Annotated in this window: 26 protein-coding genes; 18 read left to right on the top strand and 8 right to left on the bottom strand. The window is 71.5% G+C overall.

Annotated elements, in window-relative coordinates:
- The first annotated feature begins 265 nt into the window (after positions 1–265).
- The 5 genes from VIW71_RS16820 (at position 266) to VIW71_RS16800 (ending at position 3,216) form a co-directional block, all read left to right on the top strand.
- Entirely contained in the window at positions 266–511 is a 246-nt protein-coding gene (locus VIW71_RS16820; protein WP_331623119.1) for a chaplin, read from the top strand.
- 138 nt (positions 512–649) lie between these two features.
- Positions 650–1,420, top strand: coding sequence for a chaplin (locus VIW71_RS16815; RefSeq protein ID WP_331623118.1), 771 nt, complete (start codon positions 650–652; stop codon positions 1,418–1,420).
- A gap of 166 nt (positions 1,421–1,586) precedes the next feature.
- On the top strand, positions 1,587–1,901 hold the full coding sequence (locus VIW71_RS16810) for a hypothetical protein (protein WP_331623117.1): 315 nt from the start codon (positions 1,587–1,589) through the stop codon (positions 1,899–1,901).
- Positions 1,902–2,043: 142 nt separating this feature from the next.
- Positions 2,044–2,451 carry a rodlin gene (locus VIW71_RS16805; protein ID WP_331623116.1) on the top strand — a complete coding sequence of 136 codons (408 nt, stop codon included), beginning with the start codon at positions 2,044–2,046 and terminating at the stop codon, positions 2,449–2,451.
- A 210-nt stretch (positions 2,452–2,661) separates the two neighbouring features.
- Positions 2,662–3,216, top strand: a complete 555-nt coding sequence (locus VIW71_RS16800) for a dihydrofolate reductase family protein (protein ID WP_331623115.1) — start codon at positions 2,662–2,664, stop codon at positions 3,214–3,216.
- Here VIW71_RS16800 and VIW71_RS16795 read toward each other — a convergent pair.
- Positions 3,195–3,899, bottom strand: a complete 705-nt coding sequence (locus VIW71_RS16795) for a TetR/AcrR family transcriptional regulator (RefSeq protein ID WP_331623114.1) — start codon at positions 3,897–3,899, stop codon at positions 3,195–3,197. The two genes, VIW71_RS16800 and VIW71_RS16795, sit on opposite strands and share 22 nt — an antisense overlap.
- Positions 3,900–4,005: 106 nt before the next feature.
- On the opposite strand from VIW71_RS16795, the gene VIW71_RS16790 reads away from it, so the two are divergent.
- A complete protein-coding gene (locus tag VIW71_RS16790; RefSeq protein WP_331623113.1) occupies positions 4,006–4,911 on the top strand; it encodes an SDR family NAD(P)-dependent oxidoreductase in 906 nt (301 codons plus the stop codon).
- An 86-nt stretch (positions 4,912–4,997) separates the two neighbouring features.
- A complete protein-coding gene (locus VIW71_RS16785; protein WP_331623112.1) occupies positions 4,998–5,783 on the top strand; it encodes an SDR family oxidoreductase in 786 nt (261 codons plus the stop codon).
- Positions 5,784–5,913: 130 nt separating this feature from the next.
- On the opposite strand, the gene VIW71_RS16780 is transcribed toward VIW71_RS16785, so the two are convergent.
- A complete protein-coding gene (locus tag VIW71_RS16780; RefSeq protein ID WP_331623111.1) occupies positions 5,914–6,537 on the bottom strand; it encodes a class I SAM-dependent methyltransferase in 624 nt (207 codons plus the stop codon).
- A 187-nt stretch (positions 6,538–6,724) separates the two neighbouring features.
- On the opposite strand from VIW71_RS16780, the gene VIW71_RS16775 reads away from it, so the two are divergent.
- The 8 genes from VIW71_RS16775 (at position 6,725) to VIW71_RS16740 (ending at position 14,324) form a co-directional block, all read left to right on the top strand.
- Positions 6,725–7,579, top strand: coding sequence for a CoxG family protein (locus VIW71_RS16775; protein ID WP_331623110.1), 855 nt, complete (start codon positions 6,725–6,727; stop codon positions 7,577–7,579).
- Between the two features lie 19 nt (positions 7,580–7,598).
- Complete coding sequence (locus VIW71_RS16770; RefSeq protein WP_331623109.1) at positions 7,599–8,396, top strand: aldose 1-epimerase; 798 nt, start codon at positions 7,599–7,601, stop codon at positions 8,394–8,396.
- Positions 8,397–8,459: 63 nt separating this feature from the next.
- Positions 8,460–9,002: an orotate phosphoribosyltransferase gene (gene pyrE, locus VIW71_RS16765; RefSeq protein ID WP_331623108.1), complete on the top strand. Its 543-nt coding sequence runs from the start codon at positions 8,460–8,462 to the stop codon at positions 9,000–9,002.
- Between the two features lie 227 nt (positions 9,003–9,229).
- Positions 9,230–10,252 (top strand): class II fructose-bisphosphate aldolase, encoded by a 1,023-nt coding sequence (gene fbaA, locus VIW71_RS16760; protein ID WP_331623107.1) that lies wholly within the window; start codon positions 9,230–9,232, stop codon positions 10,250–10,252.
- Positions 10,253–10,441: 189 nt separating this feature from the next.
- Positions 10,442–10,855, top strand: coding sequence for a DUF3151 domain-containing protein (locus VIW71_RS16755; protein ID WP_331623106.1), 414 nt, complete (start codon positions 10,442–10,444; stop codon positions 10,853–10,855).
- Between the two features lie 285 nt (positions 10,856–11,140).
- On the top strand, positions 11,141–11,977 hold the full coding sequence (locus VIW71_RS16750) for a tryptophan 2,3-dioxygenase family protein (protein ID WP_331623105.1): 837 nt from the start codon (positions 11,141–11,143) through the stop codon (positions 11,975–11,977).
- Positions 11,970–13,283 (top strand): kynureninase, encoded by a 1,314-nt coding sequence (gene kynU / locus VIW71_RS16745; RefSeq protein WP_331623104.1) that lies wholly within the window; start codon positions 11,970–11,972, stop codon positions 13,281–13,283. The genes VIW71_RS16750 and kynU overlap by 8 nt, the downstream gene beginning before the upstream one ends.
- A gap of 3 nt (positions 13,284–13,286) precedes the next feature.
- Complete coding sequence (locus VIW71_RS16740) at positions 13,287–14,324, top strand: alpha/beta hydrolase (RefSeq protein WP_331623103.1); 1,038 nt, start codon at positions 13,287–13,289, stop codon at positions 14,322–14,324.
- Positions 14,325–14,486: 162 nt separating this feature from the next.
- Here VIW71_RS16740 and VIW71_RS16735 read toward each other — a convergent pair whose 3' ends face one another.
- The gene (locus VIW71_RS16735) at positions 14,487–15,161 is read right to left on the bottom strand and encodes a Crp/Fnr family transcriptional regulator (protein ID WP_033174884.1); all 675 of its coding nucleotides are present in this window, start codon (positions 15,159–15,161) and stop codon (positions 14,487–14,489) included.
- A gap of 230 nt (positions 15,162–15,391) precedes the next feature.
- Here VIW71_RS16735 and nth point away from each other — a divergent pair, with 230 nt between their 5' ends.
- The 3 genes from nth (at position 15,392) to VIW71_RS16720 (ending at position 18,247) form a co-directional block, all read left to right on the top strand.
- The gene (gene nth / locus VIW71_RS16730; protein ID WP_414720758.1) at positions 15,392–16,189 is read left to right on the top strand and encodes an endonuclease III; all 798 of its coding nucleotides are present in this window, start codon (positions 15,392–15,394) and stop codon (positions 16,187–16,189) included.
- Positions 16,186–16,893, top strand: coding sequence for an NUDIX hydrolase (locus tag VIW71_RS16725; protein ID WP_331623100.1), 708 nt, complete (start codon positions 16,186–16,188; stop codon positions 16,891–16,893). The genes nth and VIW71_RS16725 overlap by 4 nt, the downstream gene beginning before the upstream one ends.
- Before the next feature lie 154 nt (positions 16,894–17,047).
- On the top strand, positions 17,048–18,247 hold the full coding sequence (locus VIW71_RS16720) for a MarP family serine protease (RefSeq protein WP_331623099.1): 1,200 nt from the start codon (positions 17,048–17,050) through the stop codon (positions 18,245–18,247).
- A gap of 129 nt (positions 18,248–18,376) precedes the next feature.
- Here VIW71_RS16720 and VIW71_RS16715 read toward each other — a convergent pair whose 3' ends face one another.
- The 5 genes from VIW71_RS16715 to VIW71_RS16695 form a co-directional block, all read right to left on the bottom strand.
- Positions 18,377–18,556, bottom strand: a complete 180-nt coding sequence (locus VIW71_RS16715) for a hypothetical protein (protein ID WP_331623098.1) — start codon at positions 18,554–18,556, stop codon at positions 18,377–18,379.
- 101 nt (positions 18,557–18,657) lie between these two features.
- Entirely contained in the window at positions 18,658–19,605 is a 948-nt protein-coding gene (locus VIW71_RS16710) for an alpha/beta fold hydrolase (RefSeq protein WP_331623097.1), read from the bottom strand.
- 13 nt (positions 19,606–19,618) lie between these two features.
- A complete protein-coding gene (locus VIW71_RS16705) occupies positions 19,619–20,107 on the bottom strand; it encodes a phage holin family protein (protein ID WP_331623120.1) in 489 nt (162 codons plus the stop codon).
- A gap of 331 nt (positions 20,108–20,438) precedes the next feature.
- Positions 20,439–22,397 carry an acetate--CoA ligase gene (acs, locus tag VIW71_RS16700; protein ID WP_331623096.1) on the bottom strand — a complete coding sequence of 653 codons (1,959 nt, stop codon included), beginning with the start codon at positions 22,395–22,397 and terminating at the stop codon, positions 20,439–20,441.
- A gap of 90 nt (positions 22,398–22,487) precedes the next feature.
- Positions 22,488–24,842 (bottom strand): bifunctional SulP family inorganic anion transporter/carbonic anhydrase, encoded by a 2,355-nt coding sequence (locus tag VIW71_RS16695; protein WP_414720757.1) that lies wholly within the window; start codon positions 24,840–24,842, stop codon positions 22,488–22,490.
- Positions 24,843–25,533: the final 691 nt, after the last annotated feature.

Raw genomic sequence — 25,533 nt, 5'->3', positions numbered from 1 at the left:
CCGGCCTGCCGACGCACCGCTGTCGGCAGGCCGGGGCCGCCGCTGTTTTTCTGCGGAATTCCCGCGCCCGCTGCCATTTACCGCCCCCTTATTTCACCGTCCATTCGAGTGGATAGTGACCGGCGGACCGGGCTGGGGAGTTGCCTCCCGTGATCGGAGGTCGTTAGCCCGGTCGGTAGCGGTGTGCACGGACACGGGAATACGTGGCCGGCCGGCACGAGGGTCGTGGCGGTGCCAGGCGCCGCTCAGGAAAGGGAGTTCTACCGTGAAGTACTCGAAGGTCGCGGCCGTCGCTGCCGGAACGGTTCTCGCGATGGGCGCCGCCGCCCCCGCTTTCGCCGACTCCAGCGCCCGGGGTGCCGCTGTCCACTCGCCGGGCGTGGTCTCCGGCAACGTCGTCGAGGTCCCGGTCGATGTGCCGATCAACCTGTGCAACAACACCATCGACCTGGTCGGCCTGCTGAACCCGGCGTTCGGCGGCACGTGCGTCACTGCCAGCACCGGTAACTGACGTCGGCCTGACGGGCCCCGTGGTCCCGGTCAGGCACCGCCCCGGAGCGCGGAGGCCGCGCCCGGGGCGGTGCGTCGCAGCCGGCACGCGGAACGGCCGCGTGCCGTGGGTCAATCCCGAGCGGAGAGAAAGTAGTCGATGCGACAGATCCTGAGCTGGAGTGTGCTCACCGTCGCTGCCGCGAGCAGCATCCTCGCCGCGACCGGAGGCCATGCGAGCGCCGATTCCGACGCCCGCGGCGGCGCCGCCGGCTCGGCGGGCGCGCTGTCCGGCAACAGCGTCCAGGCACCGGTCGACGCCCCGGTGAACGTCTGCGGCAATACGGTGGACGTCGCCGCGGCGGGCAACGCGGCCATCGGCAACACCTGTTCCAACGGATCCCGGGCGCAGGACGCGGGGAGTTCGTCGCAGTCTCCGGGGGCCGGCGCCGGTACGGGCGCGCGCTCGGCTGCGGAGCCGGGCGGGCAGAACGCCGCCGAGGGTTCTTCCGGAGTGCTGTCCGGGAATTCCGTGGACATTCCCGTGCGCGCCCCGGTGAATGTGTGCGGGAACTCCGCGGACGCGGTCGGGGTGCTGAACCCCGCGATGGGGAATTCGTGCGCGAACGTCGGCGCGGGGTCGTCGGCGACCACGCCGCAGTCGCCGCCGCGCGGCACGCCGTACACCCCGTCGGACGGCGGCGGCCGGCCGCCGACCGGGCCGCGCACCGACGGCCGAACACCGGAGGCGCCGATCGCCGCCCAGGTAGCGGCCCCGGGCCCGGCCGCCGAGCCGGAACTCGCCGAGACGGGCGTCCACGGCCTGCAGATCGCAGCGGCGGGCGCCACCAGCGCCGCGCTGCTGCTCGGCGGGACGATGCTGTACCGCCGCAGGAGCCATGGCGGGGCGGCCGCGGTGCGTATTCGGTAGGAATTTGTACGAGAAATGCACCTCCCGTTCTTCCTCTTTTGGGTGATTGCGTGGATCACCGTTAATTCGTCGTTTCCGTTGTTGTTCGTGGTCGTTGTCCATGCCGTAAGACTTCGGCGTCCTACTGAAAGGGTGGCAAGTGAAGTATTCGAAGGTTGCGGCGGTCATGGCCGGCTCCGTGATGGCGGCCGGCGTGAGCGCACCCGCCTTTGCCGACAGCAGCATGACCGCGATGCCGACCAGCATCAACGGCGGCGTCGACCGGGTACTGAGCGAGCAGCCGCTGCAGAGGGCGGTGGACGAGACCGAGGTCGGCTCCGCGCTGGATTCGGCCACCCGGAGCGCCGGGCGCCTCCAGCAAGGGAACGGGGCCGGCGCCCTGCTGGGACAGGCGACGGGCGCGGCCAACGGCGCCGCGCCTTCCCTGCTCGGCGGCATGCCGCTGTTCTCGCTGCTCGGCGGCCTCCCGCTCGGCGGCTGACCCGTGTGCCGGCCTGCCCGCGGTGGATGTGCCCATGATCACCCGTCGGGGTGAAAGGCCGGAACCAAACCCCTCGCGAGCGGTTGATCAGATCGCTCCAGACCTTCCAGAATCGTGCATTGAGCACCAAAAAAGGACAACCATGATCAAGAAGATGCTCGCCGGTGCTGCCCTCGTCGTCTCGGTCGTCGCGGTCGGCGCCACCGCCTCCCCCGCCATGGCCATCGGCAACGACGACGGCACCACCACGGTGAACGGCAACGGCGCCACGCAGGCGTACGGCAACACGGTCACCAGCGGGGTTCAGAGCCCGGAGCTCGGTCTGGTCCAGGGCAGCCTGAACAAGCCCTGTGTCGGCCTGCCGGTCAAGGCGAACGTGGGCCCCCTTCTCGGCGCCACTCCGATCAACGTGCAGGACGTCAACGTGCTGGCCTCGCCGCAGAACCAGCAGTGCAGCGAGGGCAGCAGCCAGATCAAGCACGACGAGCCGCTGTCGCACATCGTCGACAACATCCCGGTGCTCTCCGGCAACGGCGCCGCCAACCGCTGACCCTTGCCGCCTCATCGCGGGCCGCCGGCCTTCCCCTCCCGCCGGCGGCCCGCTTTCGCATGCGCTCGCCGAATCCGTCTGTTTCGGCGGCCCGCGAACCTGGAGAAACACTGTGTGTCATCATCGAGTACGGTGGGTGATCAAGCCTCTGTCGGCTGCCGGGGTCAGGGTCCCGGGCCGGCTGTCGGCGGCTCTCGGTAGCGTGCGGTGATGGCCAAGACGACGTATTACACGGCGACGAGCGCGGACGGCTTCATCGCGGACGAGCGGAACTCGCTCGACTGGCTCTTCGAGGTGGAGGGAGGGGGTGATCGGTTCGAGGCCTTCTTCGCGGAGGTCGGCGCGTTCGTGATGGGGGCGACCACGTACGAGTGGGTGCTGGAGCACGAGCGGGTCAGCGATGAGCCGGAGAAATGGCAGGAGTGGTACGGGGCCACGCCGTGCTGGGTGTTCACCCACCGGGAGCTGCCGACGGTGCCCGGAGCGGACATCAGGTTCGTGCGTGGTGATGTGCGGACCGTGCACGACGAGATGGCGGCGGTCGCGGGAGACCGGACGATCTGGGTCGTGGGCGGCGGCGAACTCGCGGGCGCGTTCGCCGACCATGGGCTGCTGGACGAGATCGTGCTCGGGGTGGCGCCGGTGACGCTCGGGACGGGTGCCCCGCTGATGCCGCGGCGGCTCACCTCGTCGCGGCTGAGGCTCACCGATGTCGAGCGGTCGCATCAGTTCGCGTACCTCACCTACGCGGTCCGCCAACCCTGAGCCCCCTCCACCGCCCCTGAGTCCGCTGCGCGCCCGCCGAGTGCCCGCTCCCGGACGTCCTGGCGGGCGCGCAGTCCGTTCATGAGGTTGTCGACCAGGGCGATCGCGAAGGCGTCGGTGAGCGGTTCGTCCGGCACGAGGAGGCGGTTGTAGCAGGCACCCCAGAGCTGGTCGACGACGGTGCGGGGGTCGACCTCGCGGCGGATCTGGCCGCGTTCCTGGGCCCTTTCGACGGCCTCGACGGCCAGTCGGCGGCGGGCCAGCGAGTAGTGCTCGCTGAAGGCGGCGGCCAGGTCGGGGTCGGTCTGCGCCTGGCCGATCAGCTCGGCCAGCAGCCGGCCGGCGGGCGTCCGCGTCATCAGGCGGACGAAGGCCCGCAGTTGCGAGGTCAGGTCCGCCGTGATGTCCCCGGTGTCGGGGAAGGCAAGGGTCTGCTCGACAGCAACGAAGTAGCCGTCGAGGGCCAGCGCGCCCTTGGACGGCCACCACTTGTAGATCGTGGTCTTGCTCGCACCGGCGGTCTGGGCGACGCGCTCGATGGTGAAGGCGGCCATGCCCTCGGTGAGCAGGAGGTTTCCCGCCGCCTGAAGGATGTCGCGGCGTACCTCGTCGGCGGGCCTGCGGCCACGGCCGCGGCGCGCGGAATCGGTGGGTTCGGTGGGTTCGGTGGGTGAGGAGGTCACGCGACCCAGCATATATGGACGCGGCGTCCACGTGTGTGCTTATATGGACTCACCGTTCATTAAATCGCGGCGGTCTTCCGTGATCCGCTGCACCTAGGAGTCATTCATGTCCGCTGTCGTCCTGGTCACCGGTGCCGCCACCGGCATCGGCCGCCTCACCGCCGGCGCGCTCGCCGCCGCCGGGCACACCGTCTTCGCCAGCATGCGCGACCCCGAAGGTCGTAACGCCGCGCTCGCCGAGAACGCGCTCGACGCCGCGGCACGCGACGGCGGGGACCTGCGCGTGGTCGAACTGGACGTCCTCTCGCAGGAGTCGGCGGACCGGGCGGTACGTACGGTGGTCGCCGACGCCGGCCGGCTGGACGTGGTCGTGCACAACGCCGGTCACCTGATGGTCGGATTCGCGGAGGCGTTCAGCGCGGAGGAGATGGCCCGGCTCTTCGACGTCAACGTGCTGGGCACGCAGCGGGTGAACCGCGCGGCGCTGCCGCACATGCGGGAGCGTGGGGACGGGCTGCTGGTGTACGTCGGCAGCACCACCAGCGTCGTCATGCCGCCGTTCCTCGCGCCGTACGTCGCATCGAAGTCCGCTTTCGACGCGCTGGCGCTCACCACCGCGTACGAGGTCGGGCGGTTCGGCATCGAGTCCACCATCGTCATGCCCGGCCCCTTCACCTCCGGCACCGAACACTTCCCCAACGCCACTCGCCCCGCCGACCAGACGGTCACCCGCGCCTACGCGGCCCTGCAACCGCTGATGGCACGGAACGAGGCGGCGACGAGCGCACTGTTCACCCCGGGCGTGGACGCCGATCCGATGGCCGTCGCGGACGAGATCACCCGGATCGTGGCCCTGCCGTACGGCACGCGTCCCGGGCGGACCGTCGTGGACTTCACCGAGGCGGCGGTCGCCGACGTCAACGCCGTGGCCCAGCGGGCGCAGGACGGCTTCCTGACCCGGATGGGCTTCGGCGAACTGCTGCGGGTGCGGACCGGTCCGGCCGCAGCCTGACCTGCGCGCGGGCTGGGCGGCCCGCTTCCACCATCCATTCGAACGATCAGAACCATTCGAACGATTTCGCAGTGAGGGACTCCATCATGACCACCGCACAGAACAGCACCGTGGGAAGCGCCGTCGCTCCGGGCGGCACCTCGGCCGAGCCCCGGGTCGCCGTCGTCACCGGGGGGTCCGGGGGAATCGGGCGGACGGTCGTGGAGCGGCTGGCTGCGCAGGGCATGAACGTCGTCATCGGTTACGCGGGCAACCCAGCGCGGGCCGAGGAAGCCGTGCGGGCGGTCACCGCCGCCGGGGGCGCCGCGATCGCGGTGCAGGCCGATGTCGCGGACGAGGCCGAGGTCGGCGCGTTGTTCGACCGCGCGGAGGAGGCGTACGGCGGTATCGACGTCGTGGTGCACACCGCCGGAATCATGCTGCTCGCGCCCCTGGACGACCTGGACTTCGCCGACTTCGACCGCATGCACCGCACCAATGTGCGCGGCACGTTCGTCGTGGACCAGCAGGCCGCCCGCCGACTGCGCTCGGGCGGCGCGCTGATCAACTTCTCCACCAGCGTCACCAGGATCGCTCTGCCCACGTACACCGCCTACGCGGCCACGAAGGGCGCCGTCGACGCCCTCACCCTCATCCTCGCCAGGGAACTGCGCGGCCGGGACATCACCGTCAACGCGGTGGCCCCCGGCCCCACCGCGACCCCCTTGTTCCTCGACGGCAAGGACCAGGCCACCATTGACCGCCTCGCCCAGGCCACCCCGCTGGAACGGCTCGGCACCCCCGAGGACATCGCCGAGCTCGTCGCTTTCCTGGCCGGACCAGGCCGCTGGGTCAACGGACAGGTGCTCTACGTCAACGGTGGCGCGATCTAGCCGGCACGCGGGGCGAGGGCAGGGACGGGGGCGGGACCCCGGGGTCCCGGGGTCGGTCCAGGGACGCCGCCGCGGGTCCACCGGTTCCGTTTCGTTCCGTTTCAGCGGTCAGGGTCCGCCGGGCCAGGTCTCAGGGAGCCACCGCCTTGCCGAGGGAGTCGGCCCCCATCACCTTCGGGGCGCCCTTCTCGTAGAAGACATCGAGTTCGGTGACGATGAAGCCCGCCTCGCGCAGCATGTCGGGGGCGGACCGGGTGAGGTGGCATCCGGCGAGCAGCCGCCTCTGCACGGGTTCCAGCCGCCGCTGCCAGCGGCGGACCCGTTCGTCCTCGGGCGGGGCCAGCCCGTGTTCGACGAAGTGGAGTGTCCCGCCGGGCTTGAGCACCCGCCGGACCTCGCGCAGCGCGGCGGCCGGGTCCGGGATCGTACACAGCGTCCAGGTCGAGAGGGCCGCGTCGTACGTGTGGTCCGCGAACGGCAGGGACTGCCCGTCAAGACCCGCGCGCCGCACGGTGACGGACGTTCCCTCGAGCCGTTTCGCGGCCAGCTTCCACCCGATGTCGGACGGTTCCACCGCGTCCACCCGCGTCACCGCCGCCGAATAGAAGGGCACATTCAGCCCGGACCCGAACCCGATCTCCAGGACCGTGCCCGCCAGCCCGTCACACACCCGGCGCCGCAGCTTCGCGGCTTCTTTCATTCCGCAGGCGACGTCGATGATCCTCGGGACGACCCGCTCGGTGTAGACACCCATGTCAACCGCCTCCGGCTCTCACCCCTATCTTCCACCGCCCGGACCGCCGTGTTCGAGGGGCGGACGAGCGTCCCGGCGGTCTCCCGGAGCCGTGCCCGTCCGGCGCTCGTGGACGACAGGGCGCGAGGACAAAAAAACCAGGGCGCGCAAACCGTCGATCCGGACACTCCTGGGTAGGCTCCGCCGCATGGAGCACGAGTCCTTCCTCCCTGTCCCCGCCCCGCGCGTGGCGGCCGCGCTGAGCACGCCCTCCGTCGTGGCCGCCAGCCTTCCCGGGTGGCAGCCCGACGCGGAGACGGCCGGCGAACCGCGGGGGCGCCTGCGCCTGCGGGTGGGCGGTTCGACGATCACGTACCGCGGCACCGTGGTGGTGGCGGGTGACGGCCCCGCGTTCACGGTCACCGCCGAGGGGACGGAAGTGCGGGGGACCGGCGCGGTGAAGGTGACCGCCGAGGTGGAGCTGGCCCCGGCCGTCGTCCCCGAACCCGGGACGACGCTGACCTGGCGGGGCATGGCGGACGTGGACGGCCGGCTGGCGTCGTACGAGGACGCGGTCGTCGAAGCGGCCGTACGCCGTCTGCTGGACCGCTTCTCCGCCCAGCTCGCGGAGAACGCCCCCGAAGTGCCCGAACCCCCGGCGGCGCCCGCCCCGCCGGGGGCGGAAGCGGGACCCGTGGCGGAAGCCGCGCCGGAGGACGAACCCGTGACGGGCGAGGAGCCGGACGTCGTGGACGACCTGGGTGACCCCGCCGGCGCCGACCTGGAGGACTTCGAACTCGTCGAGGTCGAGGTGGAGGTCCCGGAGAGCGCCGCCGCCCTGGACGACCTCGTGCCGCCCGCGGAGGCCGCCCACGCCCGCCGTACGATGATCGGCCGCAGTGCGGAGGAAGTGGACCACGCCCCGCCGCGCGGCCGGTACGCCCCGGTTCCGCCCCCGGACTCCGGCACCGCGGCGGCGGCCGTGCGCTGGGCGGCTCCCGCTGCGGCGGCGCTGGTCGCGTCGGCCGTGGTCGTCGGCCGCGTTCTGCGACGTCGCAGGTGAGGGCGGCTACGCTCGAGATGTGGAGAACGCGACGAAGCTGACGGCGGGCGACGCCGAACTGACCTTGCGGCCCGACCAGGGCTGCCGGATCGCCTCGCTGAAGGTCGGCGGGACCGAACTCCTGCGTCAGGGCGACGCATACGGCGCCTTCATCATGGTGCCCTGGTGCGGGCGCACCGAGAACGGCGTGTTCCGCAACGGCGGCGTGACCCACCAACTCCCCGTCGACGCCGCGCCGCACGCGATCCACGGCACGGGCCGCCACTCCGTCTGGCACGAGGCGGCCCCGGCGACCGAGACCACCGCCGCGTACTACTACGACCTCGCGGACCCCTGGCCGTATCCCGGACGGGTGACGCACACCGTCGAACTCGCCCCGCACTCCCTGAGGCTGACCCTCGGCGTGGAGGCGACCGGCGACTCGTTCCCCGCGCAGGCCGGCTGGCACCCGTGGTGGCTGCGCAACCTCGGCCAGGGCGGTCAGGACGTCGAGCTCTCCTTCCGCGCCGCCTGGCAGGAGGAACGCGGCGAGAACCATCTGCCGAACGGCAACCGTATCGATCCCAGGCCCGGCCCCTGGGACGACTGCTTCGGGATGCCGGACGGCGTGGACGTCACCCTGACCTGGCCGGGCGAGCTGCGGCTTCGGGTCAGCAGCCCCGCCGAGTGGATCGTGGTCTACACCGAGCAGCGCGAGGCGGTGTGTGCCGAGCCGCAGTCCGGCCCCCCCAACGGCCTCAACACCCTGCCCCGTCTGGTCACCCCGATCGACCCGCTGGAGATCAGCACGCTCTGGTCCTGGCAGCGGATCGGCTGAGGCCCAGGTCCTTGACGCGCCCGCCCGCCGGGCCGGCCGAGGCGAACGGTTAACCTCGTGCGTATGAGCGAGGACGTACGCGCTGCCCTGCTGCGGCACATCAAGGAGAAGGCCGTCGTGCACGGCAAGGTCACCCTCTCGTCGGGGCTTGAGGCCGAGTTCTACATCGACCTGCGCCGGATCACGCTGGACGGGGAGGCCGCGCCGCTCGCCGGGCAGGTGATGCTCGACCTCACCGCTGACCTGGACTTCGACGCGGTCGGCGGGCTGACGCTGGGCGCCGACCCGGTGGCCGCCTCGATGCTGCACGCCGCCGCGGCCCGCGGGCGCCGCCTGGACGCGTTCGTGGTCCGCAAGGCGACCAAGACGCACGGGTTGCAGCGCCGTATCGAGGGCACCGAGGTCAAGGGCCGCCGGGTGCTGGTGGTGGAGGACACCTCGACCACGGGCGGTTCGCCGCTGACCGCGGTGGAGGCGGTTCGGGAAGCGGGTGGCGAGGTCGCGGCCGTCGCGGTGATCGTGGACCGGGGCGCGGCGCGGAAGATCGCCGAGGCGGGTCTGCCGTATTTCGCCGCGTACTCGCTCGCGGACCTCGGTCTGGACTGACGGAAGCCGCTCCGGACTGACCTCGCGGTAACCGCGACCGTCGACCGCCACACTCCTGACCTGCGTTTTTTCGGACCCCGCGATGTTTCACGTGAAACATCGCGGGGTCCGTCGCAGATCTGCCGCTGGCCGAGGTGGTGTATTCGTTCGAGTCTGGGAAGATGAGGGCGACGATGACGTCGCCCCCACCAGCACGACCACCCGCAGAGTCATGAGGAGCGGACACGATGCCCATCGCAACCCCCGAGATCTATAACGAGATGCTCGACCGGGCGAAGGCAGGCAAGTTCGCCTACCCGGCCATCAACGTCACCTCTTCGCAGACTCTGCACGCCGCGCTGTGCGGCCTCGCCGAGGCGGAGAGCGACGGCATCATCCAGATCTCCACCGGTGGCGCGGAGTTCCTTGGCGGCCAGTACAAGAAGGACATGGTGACGGGCGCGGTCGCGCTCGCCGAGTTCGCGCACGTCGTCGCCGACAAGTACCCGATCACCGTCGCACTGCACACCGACCACTGTCCCAAGGACAAGCTGGACGCGTATGTCCGTCCGCTGCTGAAGGTCTCGCAGGAGCGCGTGAGCGCCGGCCGCAACCCGCTCTTCCAGTCCCACATGTGGGACGGCTCCGCGGAGACCCTGGACGAGAACCTCGCCATCGCCAAGGAGCTGCTGGCCGAGGCCGTCAAGGCGAAGATCATCCTGGAGATGGAGATCACCCCGACCGGTGGCGAGGAGGACGGCGTCTCCCACGAGATCAACGACTCCCTCTACACCACCGTCGAAGACGCATTCCGCACGGTCGAGGCGGTCGGCCTCGGTGAGAACGGCCGCTACCTGCTGGCCGCCTCCTTCGGCAACGTCCACGGCGTCTACAAGCCGGGCAATGTGGTGCTGCGCCCCAGCATCCTCAAGGAGCTCCAGGAGGCGGTCGCGAAGAAGTACGGGCAGCCCAGCCCGTTCGACTTCGTCTTCCACGGCGGCTCCGGCTCCTCCCTGGAGGAGATCAACGAGGCGCTGGAGCACGGCGTCGTCAAGATGAACATCGACACCGACCTGCAGTACGCCTTCACCCGACCGGTCGCGGACCACATGTTCCGCAACTACGACGGCGTGCTGAAGGTCGACGGTGAGGTCGGCAACAAGAAGACCTACGACCCGCGCGTGTGGGGCAGGGCCGCCGAGTCCGGCATGGCCGCGCGCGTCGTCGTCGCCGCGGAGAACCTGCGGTCGGCGGGCAACAAGCGCAAGTAAGCGGTAACGCGGTACACGGTCGTCGTTGTGCGGCGGTGCGCTGGTGCACGTGCTCCGCACCACGTCGGTACGGGCGCGCGGGCGGCAGACGTGTCAAAGCACGACCAAAGCGTCAATCAGGCGTAGGAAAACGGGGCCCCTGGCATCTGCCGGGGGCCCCACGCGTGCCGCTCGGGCAGACTGGGGCCCATGGCCATTCACGAGAATCTACTCGGGGGTCCCGCCCCGACCCACCTGCCCGACGACCCCGAACCGCGCGAACTGCTCGCCTCCGGCGCGGCGCCCGCCGAGGTCGCCGCGAAGTACCCGGCCTCCTCGCTGGCGTGGGCGCAGTTGTCCGACGATGCCTTCGAGGGCGGCCGCGTCGTGGAGTCGTACGCCTACGCCCGCACCGGCTACCACCGCGGCCTGGACGCGCTGCGTCGCGCGGGCTGGCGTGGCCACGGCCCGGTGCCGTTCGAGCACGAGCCGAACCGCGGTTTCCTGCGTGCCCTGCACGCCCTCGCCCGGGCCGCGCAGGCCATCGGTGAGCAGGACGAGTACGAGCGCTGCACCACCTTCCTGCGGGACAGCTCGCCGACCGCCGCCGACACCCTGACCTGACCTAATCGATCTGACCTGACCTGACCTGACCTCCGTCCCGGCCCCGGCCGACCCGGTCACCCGGTCACCTGCCGTCGCCGAGGGCTGCTCCGCGCCGCCGTTCTCGGGCGGCGGCGCGGGGTGCGCGGCCCGGAAGAGGACTGCCTCGCCCCACCTCCCGACCTCCGGAACGTGGCCGAGATCGCAGGGCCGGTGCCCCGGCCGCCGGGCCTTGCCGGATCGGCCCGCGCAACAGATGATCTCGGCAGGCCCGGTGATCCTGGGCCGTACTCTGGAGGTAAGCCCATGTCCGACCACCCGACCGACGAGGCGGCGACCCCGAACCTCTCGTTCGACGGCACGACTCCCTACGAGGACTACGTGCAGGCGTCCGTCCTCACCCATCTGCAGCACCCGCTCTCCGACGACCCGGGCGAACTGGCCTTCCTGGTCACCACACAGGTCATGGAGTTGTGGTTCACCCTGCTCGTCCACGAATGGACCACTGCGACATCGGCGCTCCGCCACGACGACCTGCCCAGGGCGATGGCCGCACTGCGGCGCAGCCTTCCGGAACTGGAGTCGCTCAACGACTCCTGGAAACCGGTCGCCCACCTCACTCCCGCGCAGTTCAACGCCTACCGCTCCGCCCTCGGCGAGGGCTCGGGCTTCCAGTCCGCGATGTACCGGCGTCTGGAGTTCCTGCTCGGGGATAAGTCCGCGTCCATGCTCGTACCGCACAAGGGCTGCCCCGGCGCTCACGCCGAACTGGAGAAGGCGCTGACCGAACCGAGCCTGTACGACGAGGCACTGCGGCTGCTGGCCCGCCGCGGCTACCCCATCCCGGCCGCCGTGCTCGACCGCGACCCGTCGCTCAAGTACGAGCCGCATCCCGAGGTCGAGGCCGCCTGGCAGCGCGTCTACGCGGACGACGACCAGGACTCCGAGCTGATCCAGCTCGGCGAGGTGCTCACCGACGTCGCCGAACTCGTATGGCGCTGGCGCAACGACCACCTGGTGGCGACCCGGCGCGCGATGGGCGCGAAGGCCGGTACCGGCGGCTCCGCGGGGGTGGCCTGGCTGGAGAAGCGCGCCGCCAAGAACGTCTTCCCCGAGCTGTGGACGGTCCGCAGCCATGTCTGAGCCGAAGATGTCCCGGGACGGTCACGCCGCCGGCTCCGGGCTCGCCGCGCGGGCCGCCGCGCTGGACGATGCCGACCCGCTGGGCGCCGTCCGGGACCGGTTCGCGCTGGACGACGCCTCGGTGTACCTGGACGGCAACTCGCTGGGCGTGCTGCCCACCGGCGTGCTGCCGCGACTGACCGACGTGGTCACCCGGGAGTGGGGTGAGCTGCGCATCCGCTCCTGGGAGGAGAGCGGCTGGTGGACGGCGCCGGAGAGGATCGGCGACCGGATCGCCCCGCTGGTCGGCGCCGCGCCGGGACAGGTCGTGGTCGGCGACTCCACCAGCGTCAACGTCTTCAAGGCGCTGGTCGCCGCAGTGCGGATGGCGCCGGTGGAGCGCACCGAGATCCTGGTGGACGCGGCGACCTTCCCGACCGACGGCTACATCGCGCGGTCCGCGGCGCGGCTGACCGGGCGCACCCTGCGGGCGGTTCCCGTGGACGGGATGACGGCCGCGGCCGGGGACCGCACCGCCGTGGCGTTGGTGAACCATGTCGACTACCGCACCGGGCGCCTGTACGACCTGCCCGGGATCACCGCCGCCCTGCACGGGGCCGGCGCGCTCGCCGTCTGGGACCTGTGCCACAGCGCGGGTGCGCTGCCCGTCGCCCTGGACGCGGGCGGCGTGGACCTTGCGGTCGGCTGCACGTACAAGTACCTCAACGGCGGGCCGGGCGCGCCCGCGTACCTCTACGTACGGCGGGAACTCCAGCCGAGGTTCGACTCGCCGCTGCCCGGGTGGAATTCGCACGCCGACCCGTTCGGCATGGCGGCCGGCTACGTGCCCGCGGAGGGCGCGGCGCGCGGGCGGGTCGGCACACCGGAGATCCTTTCGCTGCTCGCCCTGGACGCGGCGCTCGATGTCTGGGACGGCGTGGAGATCGGTGACGTGCGCGACAAGAGCCTCGGGCTGACCGACTTCTTCCTGGAGTGCGTCGCCGCGCTGGTGCCCACCGGGCGGGTGGAGTGCGTGACGCCGGGCGCGCACGCGGAACGCGGCAGCCAGGTGTCGCTGCGCTGCGCCGGCGCGGCCGAGGTGATGCGCGAGCTGACCGCGCGGGGTGTCGTGGGCGACTTCCGCAGGCCGGACGTGCTGAGGTTCGGTTTCACGCCGCTGTACACCCGGTACGCCGATGCGTTGCGCGCCGCGCGGGTGCTGGCCGGCGTGCTGGCCGTCACCGGTGGCACTGACGGGACCGGCGCGACCGGTGCCGACGCAGCAGCCGTGACCGGCCCAACCGGCATATCCGAAGGGACCGCGTGACCGATGACCGCCGCCGACCCCCGTACGTCCCCGCCCGGAACTGAGGCCGCACCCGGTGTCACACCGGGTACCGCGACCCCGGATCACCGGGCGGCGGCCGAGGAGGCCGCGGCGTTCGCCCACGCTCCGGTGCCGCCGGACGCCACCGCGGCGTACGGGCCCCACCCCGACCAGGTCGTGGACTTCTACCGGCCCCGGCGCCCGGTGATCCCCGGCCGCCCCGCACCGCTCGTGGCCCTCTTCCACGGCGGAGCCTGGCGAGCCGCCTTCGACCGCACCCACGTCTCGCCGCTTGCCGCACACCTCGCCGCGCACGGCTTCGCGGTGGCGTCCGTGGAGTACCGCCGCGGCGGCGCTCCTCAGGACGCCGAGCAGGCCCAGCCGGCCGGCCGAGCGGAATGGGCGCCCGAGACCGCGGCGAACGCTTCGGCCGCTCGGCAGACCGCTGAGCCGTCCCCCTCGGGCCCTCCTCCGGCCGGGCGCTGGCCCGACACCTTCGACGACGTGGCGGTGGCCCTCGACGCCCTGCCCGCACTGGCCGTGCGGGCCCTCGGCGCGGACACCGTGGACCCGCGCCGCACCGTACTCAGCGGGCACAGCGCGGGCGGCCACCTCGCCCTGTGGGCCGCCGCACGCCATGTGCTGCCCCCCGAATCCCCCTGGCACCGCCCGTCACCCCCTCCGTTGCGCGGTGTCGTGGCCCTCGCCCCGATCGCCGACTTCACCTCGGCGATCCGGCTGCGCGTCTGCTCCGACGCGGTGCTCGACCTGCTCGGCGGCCCCGACCACCTCACAGCCCGCATTCCCCACGCCGATCCAGCGGCGCTTATCCCCACCGGTATCGCCACAACCATCGTGCACGGCACCACTGACAATGTGGTTCCGCCGCAGGTCAGCGCGGCCTTCGTCCGTGCGGCGGCAGCGGCGGGCGAGGAGCCGACCGCGGCGTGGCTGCCGGCGACGGGACACTTCCCGCTGATCGATCCGTCCAGCCCGGCGTGCGCTGCCGTGGCGGACGAGATCGCCCAACTCGCCTGGTGAACGGGGGCCGCGCGGCTCCATGAAGCCCGCAGCTCATGCGTCTCCACGAGCGGTACGAGCAAGGCCCCCGCGGAAAGCAGGGGGCCTGTGGTCCGGGGGCACGTTCGGCGCCGGAAGGCCGCGCCCGACACGGCGGCGGCGCCGTCGTCCGTACGCGACGCGTCAGCGGCTTCGCTTCGCGAGCCGCTCCACGTCCAGCAGGATCACCGCGCGGGCCTCCAGGCGGAGCCAGCCGCGGCCGGCGAAGTCGGCGAGGGCCTTGTTGACTGTCTCGCGGGAGGCACCGACGAGCTGGGCGAGCTCTTCCTGGGTGAGGTCGTGGACGACGTGGATTCCCTCTTCCGACTGGACGCCGAAGCGGCGGGAGAGGTCGAGCAGGGCCTTGGCGACGCGGCCGGGCACATCGGAGAAGACCAGGTCGGACATGACATCGTTGGTCCGGCGCAGGCGGCGCGCGACGGCGCGCAGCAGGGCGGTGGAGACCTCCGGCCGTACGTTCAGCCAGGGCTGGAGATCGCCGTGGCCGAGGCCCAGCAGTTTGAGCTCGGTCAGCGCGGTGGCGGTGGCGGTACGCGGTCCCGGGTCGAAGAGTGACAGCTCGCCGATGAGCTCGCCGGGGCCGACCACGGCCAGCATGTTCTCCCGGCCGTCGGGCGAGGTGCGGTGCAGCTTGACCTTGCCTTCGGTGACGACGTACAGCCGGTCCCCGGGGTCGCCCTCGTGGAACAGCGAATCGCCACGCGCGAGCGTGACCTCCGTCATGGAGGCGCGCAGTTCAGCGGCCTGCTCGTCGTCGAGCGCCGCGAAAAGCGGGGCACGGCGCAGAACGTCGTCCACGAGCTCTCTCCTTGTCGACATCGCCGGGTTTTCCCCATGATGCATGACGTCTCAAACAGTGCGATCAATCACAAGGATGTCTTATGCGGGCCCGCGATCGTGCTCCGGGGGTCCGATTGCGCGCCGGATCTCCCCGCCCGACGGCGGATGTCGTATCCGAGGCTTACGCTGGCCGGGTGTCAGATACGCCGAGCGTGCAGAGGAATCGGGCGGCCAGGACGGTCGAACGGGTGGCCGCCAAGCCGAATTCCGCTATGAGCGAACAGACTCCTCCGGTGGGCCTGGTGCGGCGTGCCCGCCGGATCAACCGGGAGCTCGCCGAGGTGTATCCGTATGCCCACCCCGAGCTGGACTTCGAGAACCCCTTCCAGCTGCTGGTCGCCACCGTGCTCTCCGCGCAGACCACCGACCTGCGGGTGAACCAGACGACGCCGGGGCTCTTCGCGAAGTACCCGACCCCCGAGGACATGGCCGCCGCGAAACCGGAGGACCTGGAGGAGATACTCCGGCCGACCGGCTTCTTCCGGGCCAAGGCCAAGGCGGTGCTGGGCCTGTCCGCGGCGCTGCGTGACGACTTCGGCGGCGAGGTGCCGCGCCGAGTCGAGGACCTGGTCAAACTGCCCGGCGTCGGCCGGAAGACCGCCAACGTCGTGCTGGGCAACGCCTACGGTGTCCCCGGCCTCACCGTCGACACACACTTCGGCCGCCTCGCCCGCCGCTTCGGCTGGACCACCTCGGACGACCCGGAGAAGGTCGAGCAGGACGTCGCCAGGCTCTTCCCGAAGTCGGACTGGACGATGTTGTCGCACCGCGTCATCTTCCACGGCCGCCGGATGTGCCACGCGCGCAAGCCCGCCTGCGGTGTCTGCCCCATCGCGCACCTGTGCCCCTCGGTCGGCGAGGGCGAGATGGACCCGGAGAAGGCAAAGAAGCTGCTCAAATATGAGAAGGGGGGTTTCCCCGGCCAGCGGTTGAAGCCGCCGCCGGACTACCCGGGGCAGCCTGCGCCGCCGCTGGCGGCCTCATGACGCAGGCGCGGGGCGGGGTGCCGAGGGAGGCGCCGGGGCCAGGCACCTCCGGGATCGAGGTCACCGCTGACGGGGTTCCGGCGTGGCTCGATCCGGTGGTCGATCTGGCGGACGGGGTACGGCCGGAGCAGCTCAGCTATTTCCTGCCGCCGGACGGCCGGGGTCGGCAGTCGGCGGTGCTGATCCTGTTCGGGCACGGCCACCGCGGGCCCGACCTGCTGCTCATCGAGCGCGCCGCGAGCCTGCGGTCGCACGCGGGCCAGCCCTCCTTCCCCGGCGGCACGCTGGATCCGGAGGACGGCGACCCGGACGGCGACGGGCCGCTGCGGGCCGCGCTGCGCGAGGCCGAGGAGGAGACCGGCCTCGATCCGGCGGGCGTGCAGGTCTTCGGCGTGCTGCCGCGGCTCTACATCCCGGTGAGCGATTTCGTGGTCACCCCGGTACTGGGCTGGTGGCGCGCCCCGAGTCCGGTCGCCGTGGTCGACCCGGCCGAGACCGCCCGCGTCTTCCGCGTCCCGGTGACCGATCTCACCGACCCGGCCAACCGTGCGACGCTCACCCACCCCAGCGGCTACCGCAGCCCCGCCTTCCAGGTCCAGGGCGCGCTCGTCTGGGGCTTCACCGCGGGCCTGATCGACAAAATCCTGCACTACGCGGGGTGGGAACGCCCCTGGGACCACGACCGCACGGTCCTGCTCGGCTAGCGGCGGCCGACGAGCCGGGGCCGGCCGGTCGCAGCCGATCACCCGTGCCGACGGCGGACCTGGGATCGTAGGAACCCCTCGCCACCCGCACTCGACGGCGGACCCGGACCCGTACCGTCCCGCTCGTTCGGGCGCTCGTGAGACGGTGGTCCACGTGAACGCGCTGGACTTTCTGCTCATCCTCGCCGCTGTCTGGTTCGCCGTGGTCGGCTACCGGCAGGGTTTCGTCGTCGGGGTCATGTCGGTGACCGGGTTTCTCGGTGGCGGGCTCGCCGCGATCCATCTGCTGCCGCTGATCTGGGACGAGGCGACCGGCGGCGCCACGCCGGGTTCGGTGGCGGTGGTGAGCGCGGTGGTGATCGTGATCGTGTCCGCGTCGGTGGGGCAGGCGTTCACCACCCATCTGGGCAACAAGTTGCGCACCCGGATCACCTGGTCACCGGCGCGGGCGCTGGACGCGAGCGGTGGCGCGCTGGTCAATGTGGTGGCGATGCTGCTGGTGGCGTGGCTGATCGGCAGCGCGCTGGCGACCACGACGCTGCCGACGATAGGCCGCGAGGTGCGGTCCTCGAAGGTGCTGCTCGGGGTGGAACGCGTGGTGCCGTCGCAGGCCGGCACGTGGTTCGACGACTTCAGCTCCACCCTCGCGCAGAACGGCCTGCCGCAGGTCTTCGGCACCTTCGGTTCCGAGCCGATCACCTCCGTGCCCCCGCCCGACCCCGCCCTGGTCCGCAGCGGGGTGGTCACCAGCGCCCGCCGAAGCATCGTGAAGGTGGTCGGCACCGCGCCGTCCTGCGGAAAGGTCCTGGAGGGCTCGGGTTTCGTGTTCGCCAGACACCGTGTGATGACCAACGCGCACGTCGTCGGCGGGGTCTCCGAGCCGACCGTGCAGATCGGCGGCAAGGGCAGGCTGTACGACGCCCGCGTGGTGCTCTACGACTGGCAGCGCGACATCGCGGTCCTGGACGTTCCGGACCTCGACGCGCCCGGGCTGCACTTCGTCACCGGGGAGGTGCACTCCAGGGAGGACGCGATCGTGGCCGGCTTCCCGGAGAACGGCGCCTTCGACGTACGGGCCGCCCGCATCCGGGACCGTATCGAGGCCAACGGCCCGGACATTTACCACCGCGGCACCGTCGACCGCGACGTGTACTCGCTGTACGCGACCGTGCGCCAGGGCAACTCAGGCGGTCCGCTGCTCACCCCGGACGGCCGGGTCGCGGGGGTCGTCTTCGCGAAGTCGCTGGACGACGCGAACACGGGGTACGCGCTGACCGCCGCCGAGGTGAGCGCGGACGCGTCGGCCGGCACCACCGCGGGGCAGCCGGTGGACAGCCAGGGCTGCGCCCTGTGACCAGCCGCCTGCGCCCGTTCCCGCCGACCGTGCCCGCATACGTATGGCGTGGAGAGCGCCCGCGTGCCGCTGGGAAGCGCCTGCGTGGTGCTTGGCGGGCGCCCGTGACCGAGGGCGCCCGCGCCGCGCTCAGTCCCTGGTGTGCCGCAGCCGCGCGCTCATCCAGCGGGCCCGGCGCCCGAGGATGCGGGGAATTCCGAGGCGGCTGTCCTCCGCGGGGAGCACGGCCTGCGGCGCCGAGCGGTTCGCGGCGGCGGAGGTGTTGCGGCGATTGCGTGATACGACACGGTAGTCGTGCGTCCAACCCATACCGAGCTAACTGCCCGCCCCTCTTGGTCGGTAATCGCCGTATGGTCGTCCTGTTGGCCTATGCGCCCGGCAATTTGGGGATCATACGACCGTAGCGCCGCTCAGCGGTCCGGCTCCGGGTCCTGCAGCCAGTTGATCAGCTCGGCCGAGAACGCCGCCGGGTCCTCCTCATGGGGAAAGTGCCCGAGACCGTCGAAGAGCCGCCAGCGGTAGGGCGCTTCGACGTACTCCCCGCTGCCGGCGACACTGCGGGTGCGGATCGCCGGGTCGAGCGAGCCGTGCATCTGGAGGGTCGGTACGCGCACCGGCCGCTTCATCCGCCGGTTGAACTGGATGCCGTCCGGCCGCGCCAGCGACCGCACCATCCACCGGTACGGCTCGATCGCGCAGTGCGCCGTGGACGGAATCTGCATCGCGTGCCGGTAGCAGGCCACCGTCTCGTCGTCCGGCCGCCGGGGTCCGTACCACTCCTGGATCAGATGCCCGACCAGCGCCGCGTCGTCCGCGACGAGTTGACGTTCCGGCAGCCACGGCCGCTGGAATCCCCAGATGTACGCTCCCGACCTGCTCTGCCGCAGATCGGTGAGCATCGCCGTACGCCAGCGGCGCGGGTGCGGCATCGAGCTGACCGCGAGCCGCCGGACCAGCTTGGGCCGCATCGCCGCCGCCGTCCACGCGAGATATCCGCCCAGGTCATGGCCGACGAGCGCGGCGTCCGGTTCACCGAGCGAGCGGATCACCCCGGTGACGTCGAGAGCGAGGTTGCCCGGGTCGTAGCCGCGCGGCGTACGGTCGCTGCCGCCGACCCCGCGCAGGTCCATCGCCACCGCCCGGAAACCGGCCTCGGCCAGCGCCGGCAACTGGTGCCGCCAGGTCCACCAGAACTGCGGGAAGCCGTGCAGGAACAGCACCAGCGGGCCGTCGCCCATCTCGGCGATGTGGAAGCGGGCGCCGTTGGCGGCCACGTCCCGGTGTGTCCAAGGGCCTTCGAGCCGCGCGACGGACGCGCCTTTGCCGGCGCGATGGTGCGACCCGGAGGGGATGTTCATGCCCAAGAGCGTGTCACACCTTGGCCTTGACCGCCGTTCCCGGGGCCGAGGACCCGGCCTCGGCGGGCTCCAGGGCACGCGACTGCGCCTCCAGCGGACGGGGGTGCGGTTTGGCCTTCTGCAGGACGGCGGCGCTCTTCCTGGCCGAGGCGATGGAGCGCTCCGGCTTCTTGACCTTCCTGAACCGGCCGTACGCGAACAGGCCGAGGACAAGGGCGATCATCACGTACGCGGCGCCCACGACGAGGAACGACCAGCCGAGGGTGAGGCCGAGGGCGCGGATGCCGTACGCGGCGGCCATGCTGAGCATCGGCATCGCGAACAGCATCACGGCGAGGGCGCCGACGATCGCGGCGCTGCCGAACCCGGCCCGCTTGGCGTCCTGCCGCAGCTCGGCCTTGGCGAGGGCGATCTCGTCGTGCACCAGGGCGGACATCTCGGCCGTGGCGGAAGCGAAGAGCTGCCCCAGACTGCGCCCGTCACCGTTGTGCTCTGGGCTCATCGCGCCCTCCGAATCGGTCACCGTGGTCAAATTGGTCACCCCGATCATGCCTTACGGTTCCTCGGCTTCGTCGCCCTCCCCGGCCAGTTGGGCGAGCCTGCGGTCTTCCGCCAACGTGCGTTCGAGGATCTGGGCCGCCCCCAGGTGGTGGGCGGGCTGGTCCTGTTCGTGGGGCCGCCCAGCCCCGCGCGACCATGAGTCCGACGGCGGTTCCGAACCGACGTGCCGTCAGGTTGGCCCGAACGGGTAAGGGGCGCCCACCACATCGTGAGCGCCCCTTACCCGGTTGGCTTCCGGGAGGTCTCGGGACGTGGCCTCCCTGGGGGGGGGGTCAGTCCTCGCTGGGTGCGGCCGGCAACTTGTTCTGGATCAGGTCCATGACGGACGAGTCGGTGAGGGTGGTGACATCGCCCAGCGTGCGGTTCTCCGCGACGTCACGCAGAAGGCGGCGCATGATCTTGCCGGAACGGGTCTTGGGCAGCTCCGAGACCACCAGAATCCGCTTGGGCTTGGCGATCGGGCCGAGGGCCTTGCCGACGTGGTCGCGGAGCGTCGCCGCCAGGTCGGCGCTGTCCTCGGCGCTGCCGCGCAGGATGACGAAGGCGACGATGGCCTGTCCCGTCGTCTCGTCGGCCGCGCCGACCACCGCCGCCTCGGCGACCTTGGAGTGCGAGACGAGAGCGGACTCGACCTCGGTGGTGGAGATGTTGTGGCCGGAGACCAGCATCACGTCGTCGACCCGGCCGAGCAGCCAGATGTCGCCGTCGTCGTCCTTCTTGGCGCCGTCGCCCGCGAAGTAACGGCCCTCGAACCGCGACCAGTACGTGTCGATGTATCGCTCGTCGTCGCCCCAGATGGTGCGCAGCATCGACGGCCACGGCTCGGTGAGCACCAGGTAACCGCCGGAGCCGTTGGGCACCTCGCGGGCCTCGTCGTCCACGACGGTGGCCGCGATACCGGGCAGCGCACGCTGCGCGGAACCGGGCTTGGTCTCGGTGACGCCCGGCAGCGGCGAGATCATCATCGCGCCGGTCTCGGTCTGCCACCAGGTGTCGACGATCGGGGCAACGCCGCCACCGATGTTCTCCCGGTACCACACCCACGCCTCGGGGTTGATCGGCTCGCCCACGCTGCCCAGCACCCGCAGGCTCCTCAGGTCGAACTTGGCCGGGATGTCGTCGCCCCACTTCATGAACGTGCGGATCGCGGTGGGCGCGGTGTAGAGGATGGTCACGCCGTACTTCTGGACGACCTCCCAGAACCGGCCCTGGTGCGGGGTGTCCGGCGTGCCCTCGTAGAGCACCTGGGTGGCGCCGTTGGAGAGCGGGCCGTAGACGATGTACGAATGGCCGGTCACCCAGCCGATGTCAGCGGTGCACCAGTAGACGTCCGACTCGGGCTTCAGGTCGAAGACGGCGTGGTGGGTGTAACTCGCCTGGGTCAGGTAGCCACCGGAGGTGTGCAGGATCCCCTTGGGCTTACCGGTGGTGCCCGAGGTGTAGAGGATGAAGAGCGGGTGCTCGGCGTTGAACGCCTCGGGGGTGTGCTCGACGGACTGGCGGCCGGTGATCTCGTGCCACCACACGTCGCGACCCTCGGTCCAGGCGACCTCCTGGCCGGTGCGACGGACCACCAGGACGTGCTTGACCTGCGGGGTACGGGAGACCGCCTCGTCGATGGCGGGCTTGAGCGCGGAGGGCTTGCCGCGCCGGTAGCCGCCGTCGGCGGTGATGACGAGCTTGGCGTCGGCGTCCTCGATGCGGGAGGCGACGGCATCGGCGGAGAAGCCGCCGAAGACCACGGAGTGCGGGGCGCCGATCCTGGCGCAGGCCAGCATCGCGATGACCGCCTCGGGGATCATCGGCAGGTAGACCGCGACCCGGTCGCCGCCCTGGACGCCCAGCTCGGTCAGGGCGTTGGCGGCGCGGGAGACCTCGTCCTTGAGCTCCGCGTACGTGATCGCGCGACTGTCGCCCGGCTCGCCCTCGAAGTAGAGGGCCACCCGGTCGCCGTGCCCCGCCTCGACATGGCGGTCCACGCAGTTGTACGCGACATTCAGCTCACCGTCCGCGAACCACTTGGCGAACGGCGGATTCGACCAGTCCAGCGTCTGCGTGGGCTCGGTCGCCCAGGTGAGACGGCGGGCCTGCTCCGCCCAGAAACCGAGGCGGTCCGCTCCGGCCTGTTCGTAGGCCGCCGCGGTGACGTTGGCGGCGGCGGCCAGCTCGGCCGGGGGAGCGAACCGCCGCTCTTCCTTCAGTAGGTTGGCCAGGCTTTCATTGCTGCTCACGCCAGCTCCTTGTCAAGGTCTCCCGGATGGCCCCGCGCACTACCTCACCAGTCCTGGCTCACCCTGACAAGGGCTTACCTGAAAGGTGGTTCAGGCTTTGAGGGGCGAATTCGCCGGCCCCCCCGTTGACCTGCCCGTCGAGCCGCCGGTCGAGCCGGCGGCAGTATCGGCCGCCGAGTCGTATCTCAGATGACCGACGGGCGCGGCGTCCGCCCGGACCGCCGAGAACACGCTCGCCGACCGGTCCAGAATGTACGCCTGCGCCTCGGCGACGTGGAAGTACATGCCGTGCAGGTGCAGCGTGCCCTCCGAGACCCGGCGCGCGACGCACGGATGGGCCATCAGATGGTCGAGTTGCGTCATCACGTTGACCAGGGCGAGTCGCTCCAGATCGTCGGCGACCGGGCGATCGGCGAGCGCCACCTCGCCTCGGCCCAGCCGTCCGATCCGGGCCATCCGGGCGAGGCTCGGCCGTCCGTGCCGCAACCACCGGGCCAGCGGGGTCTGCGCCCCCGGCTCGTGGTCGGAACCGAGCAGCGCCTGCATCGCGCCGCAGCCGGAGTGGCCGCACACCGTGATGCTGGAGACCCGCAGCACCTCCACCGCGTACTCCACGGCGGCGGCCACCGAGTCGCAGGAGGTGTCGGAGCCGGGTGGCGGCAGCATGTTGCCGACATTGCGAACGGTGAACAGGTCGCCCGGGCCGCTTGAGGTGATCATGCTGGTGACCAGCCGGGAGTCCGCGCAGGTCAGAAAGAGCTGGCCGGGGCTCTGCCCCTCGCGGGCGAGGCGAGCCAGTTCCTCGCGGACCAGCGGAGCCGTATTGCGCTGGAAGGCGCTGAGACCGCCGAGCAACTGTCCGCCGCTGGTCACGGGCGCGGCAGCCGGACGGGTGCAGTGGTGGTTGCGCCACGGCGTCCAGGGGCGGCAGGCGTGCGCGCTCACCGGCTCGCTGACGGTCCGTCCGGCGCCGTCACCGAGCACCGCCCGGCCGCCGCGTGACTGGTGCCGCGTGCTCCAGGTGTTCAGCGCCTCGTACGCCGCGTGATCGATGAAGGAGCCGTCCAGCTCGACCACCACGTTCGCCCCGTCCGGTACCTGGGCGAAGGCGCGGGTCAGCCGGGGCACCGCCAGGAACGTCAACTGACCGGTCACCCGTACCCGGTGGCACCCGGGCTCCTCGATGACCGTGATCCGCGTGTGGGTGAGGCGCCGCAGGGCGAGGAAGACGGCGACCGCGATGCCCGTGATCACGCCCTGGAGCACCCCGAAGACCACCACCGCGCCGACTGTCGCCGCGTACACCGGGAATTCGCGGTGCCGCTGGACGTGCCGGATGTGCGCGAAGCTCACCATGCGCACCCCGACCACCATCACCAGAGCCGCGAGCGCGGCCAGCGGGATCGACTCCAGCATCGGGGAGGCGAGCCCGGCGCACAGCAGCACCCACCCGCCGTGCAGCATGGTGGCGCCTCTGGTGCGGGCGCCGGCTTCTACGTTGGCCGAGCCGCGGATCGCACCGCCGGCGATCGGCAGACCGCCGAGCAGCCCGGACGCCACGTTGGCGGCGCCCTGACCGAGCAGTTCCCGGTCGAGGTCAGCGGGCGGCGCGTGCGACGCGGGACGCTTGGCCCGCAGGGTGTCGACGGCGACCGCGGACAGCAGGGACTCCATGCTCGCGACCAGGGTGACGGTGAGGACGGCCGCGGCCACCCCGAGCACCGGGCCCTCGGGAAGCGCCGGCAGCACCGGAGCGCTCCAGTCGGGCAGGTCGACCCGGGGCATGGACTGCCCGGCACTCGCGGCGGTGGCCAGCGCGACGGCCGCGAGCGGCGCCGGGACCGTACCCAGCCAGCCGACTCTGCCTCTCAGCCGCGGCCAGCCGAGCAGCACTCCCGCAGTGATGGCGCCGATGACCGGTGTGATGGGGTGGCTGGCCACGAACTGGCCGGGCAGGGCCGTGACATTGTCCAGCGCGGAACTCTGCGGACTGCCGCCGAGCACCACGTGCAACTGGCCGACGGCGATGACCGTACCGATGCCGGCGAGCATGCCGTGCACGATGGCGGGACTGATCGCGAGTGCCGCTCTGGCCGTGCGGAGTGTGCCGAGCAGCAGTTGGGCCAGGCCGGCCAGCACGGTGATGGCGCAGGTGGCGCGCCAGCCGTAGCGCTGTACGAGGTCGGCGGTGACCACCACCAGGCCGGTCGCGGCACCGCTGACTTGAAGCGGCGCGCCGCCGAGCGCCCCGGCGACGATGCCGCCGACGGCCGCGGCGACCAGGCCGGACTGGGGAGGTGCACCGGTCGCCAGGGCGAGGCCGAGCGACAGGGGGACGGCGATCAGGAAGACCGTGATCGAAGCGGACAGATCGGACCGGTAGAGCCTCATGTTTCCCGTCTCCTTCACTGGGCGGCGGGACGTGATAGCGCAACGCGATGGCATCGCTACGCTCAAGCGCCAGTAAATGGAGAGTAATGGAACGATTGCGGAGAGTGAAGTCCAGAGGTCGGATTGCGGGGCGAATTACCGCTATCGAGTGAAAATACGGAGCAAAAGGGTTGGTTGATTCACTCACACTGAGTGACGCCAGCGCTCACCCGAGGGGCGGGTGGGAGACGGCGGTCGCCACGTGGAGGTGGCTGTCGCCCAGGACGAAGCCCGCCGTCCGTCTGGTCGGCGAGGTCGGCACCGGCGTTCGCACTCCCCGGCCCTCCACGTTTGCGCGGGGTAAGCGGAAGTGGACCGACTGCCGGACGCACCACTCCCAGCCCTCGGCCCCAGCCCTCGGCCCCGTACGGCCGCATCGGCCTGATCGTGCTTCACGCGCAGGGCGGTGCCTGCGGCTTCCTCCAGCGGCCCGCGGCGGGGCGGCGGGGCGGCCCGCGACGCCGAGACCGGGATTCGGCGAAGGGGCCGGTCACCAGCAGCCGGGACTCGCCGTCGTCGTGCGAAAGGTTCCGGGCACAGGCGGCGCGGGCCGGGTTGCCGTTGCCCTCGAGGCAGCCGCAGCCAGGAGTTGCGGTCGGCGCAATTGCCTTGGTCATGGTCTCGGCGAAGGCGATCCGGGGGTTTGCGTAGGCACTCCTTGATCTCCGGCAGGTGGGCAGCGAGCGAGGGGCGGGGGGGGGGGGGG

This window comes from Streptomyces sp. (assembly GCF_036524955.1).
Lineage (GTDB): Bacteria > Actinomycetota > Actinomycetes > Streptomycetales > Streptomycetaceae > Actinacidiphila.
The sequence above is the reverse complement of the archived record's forward strand: the minus strand, read 5'-3'. Positions and strand labels throughout refer to the sequence as shown.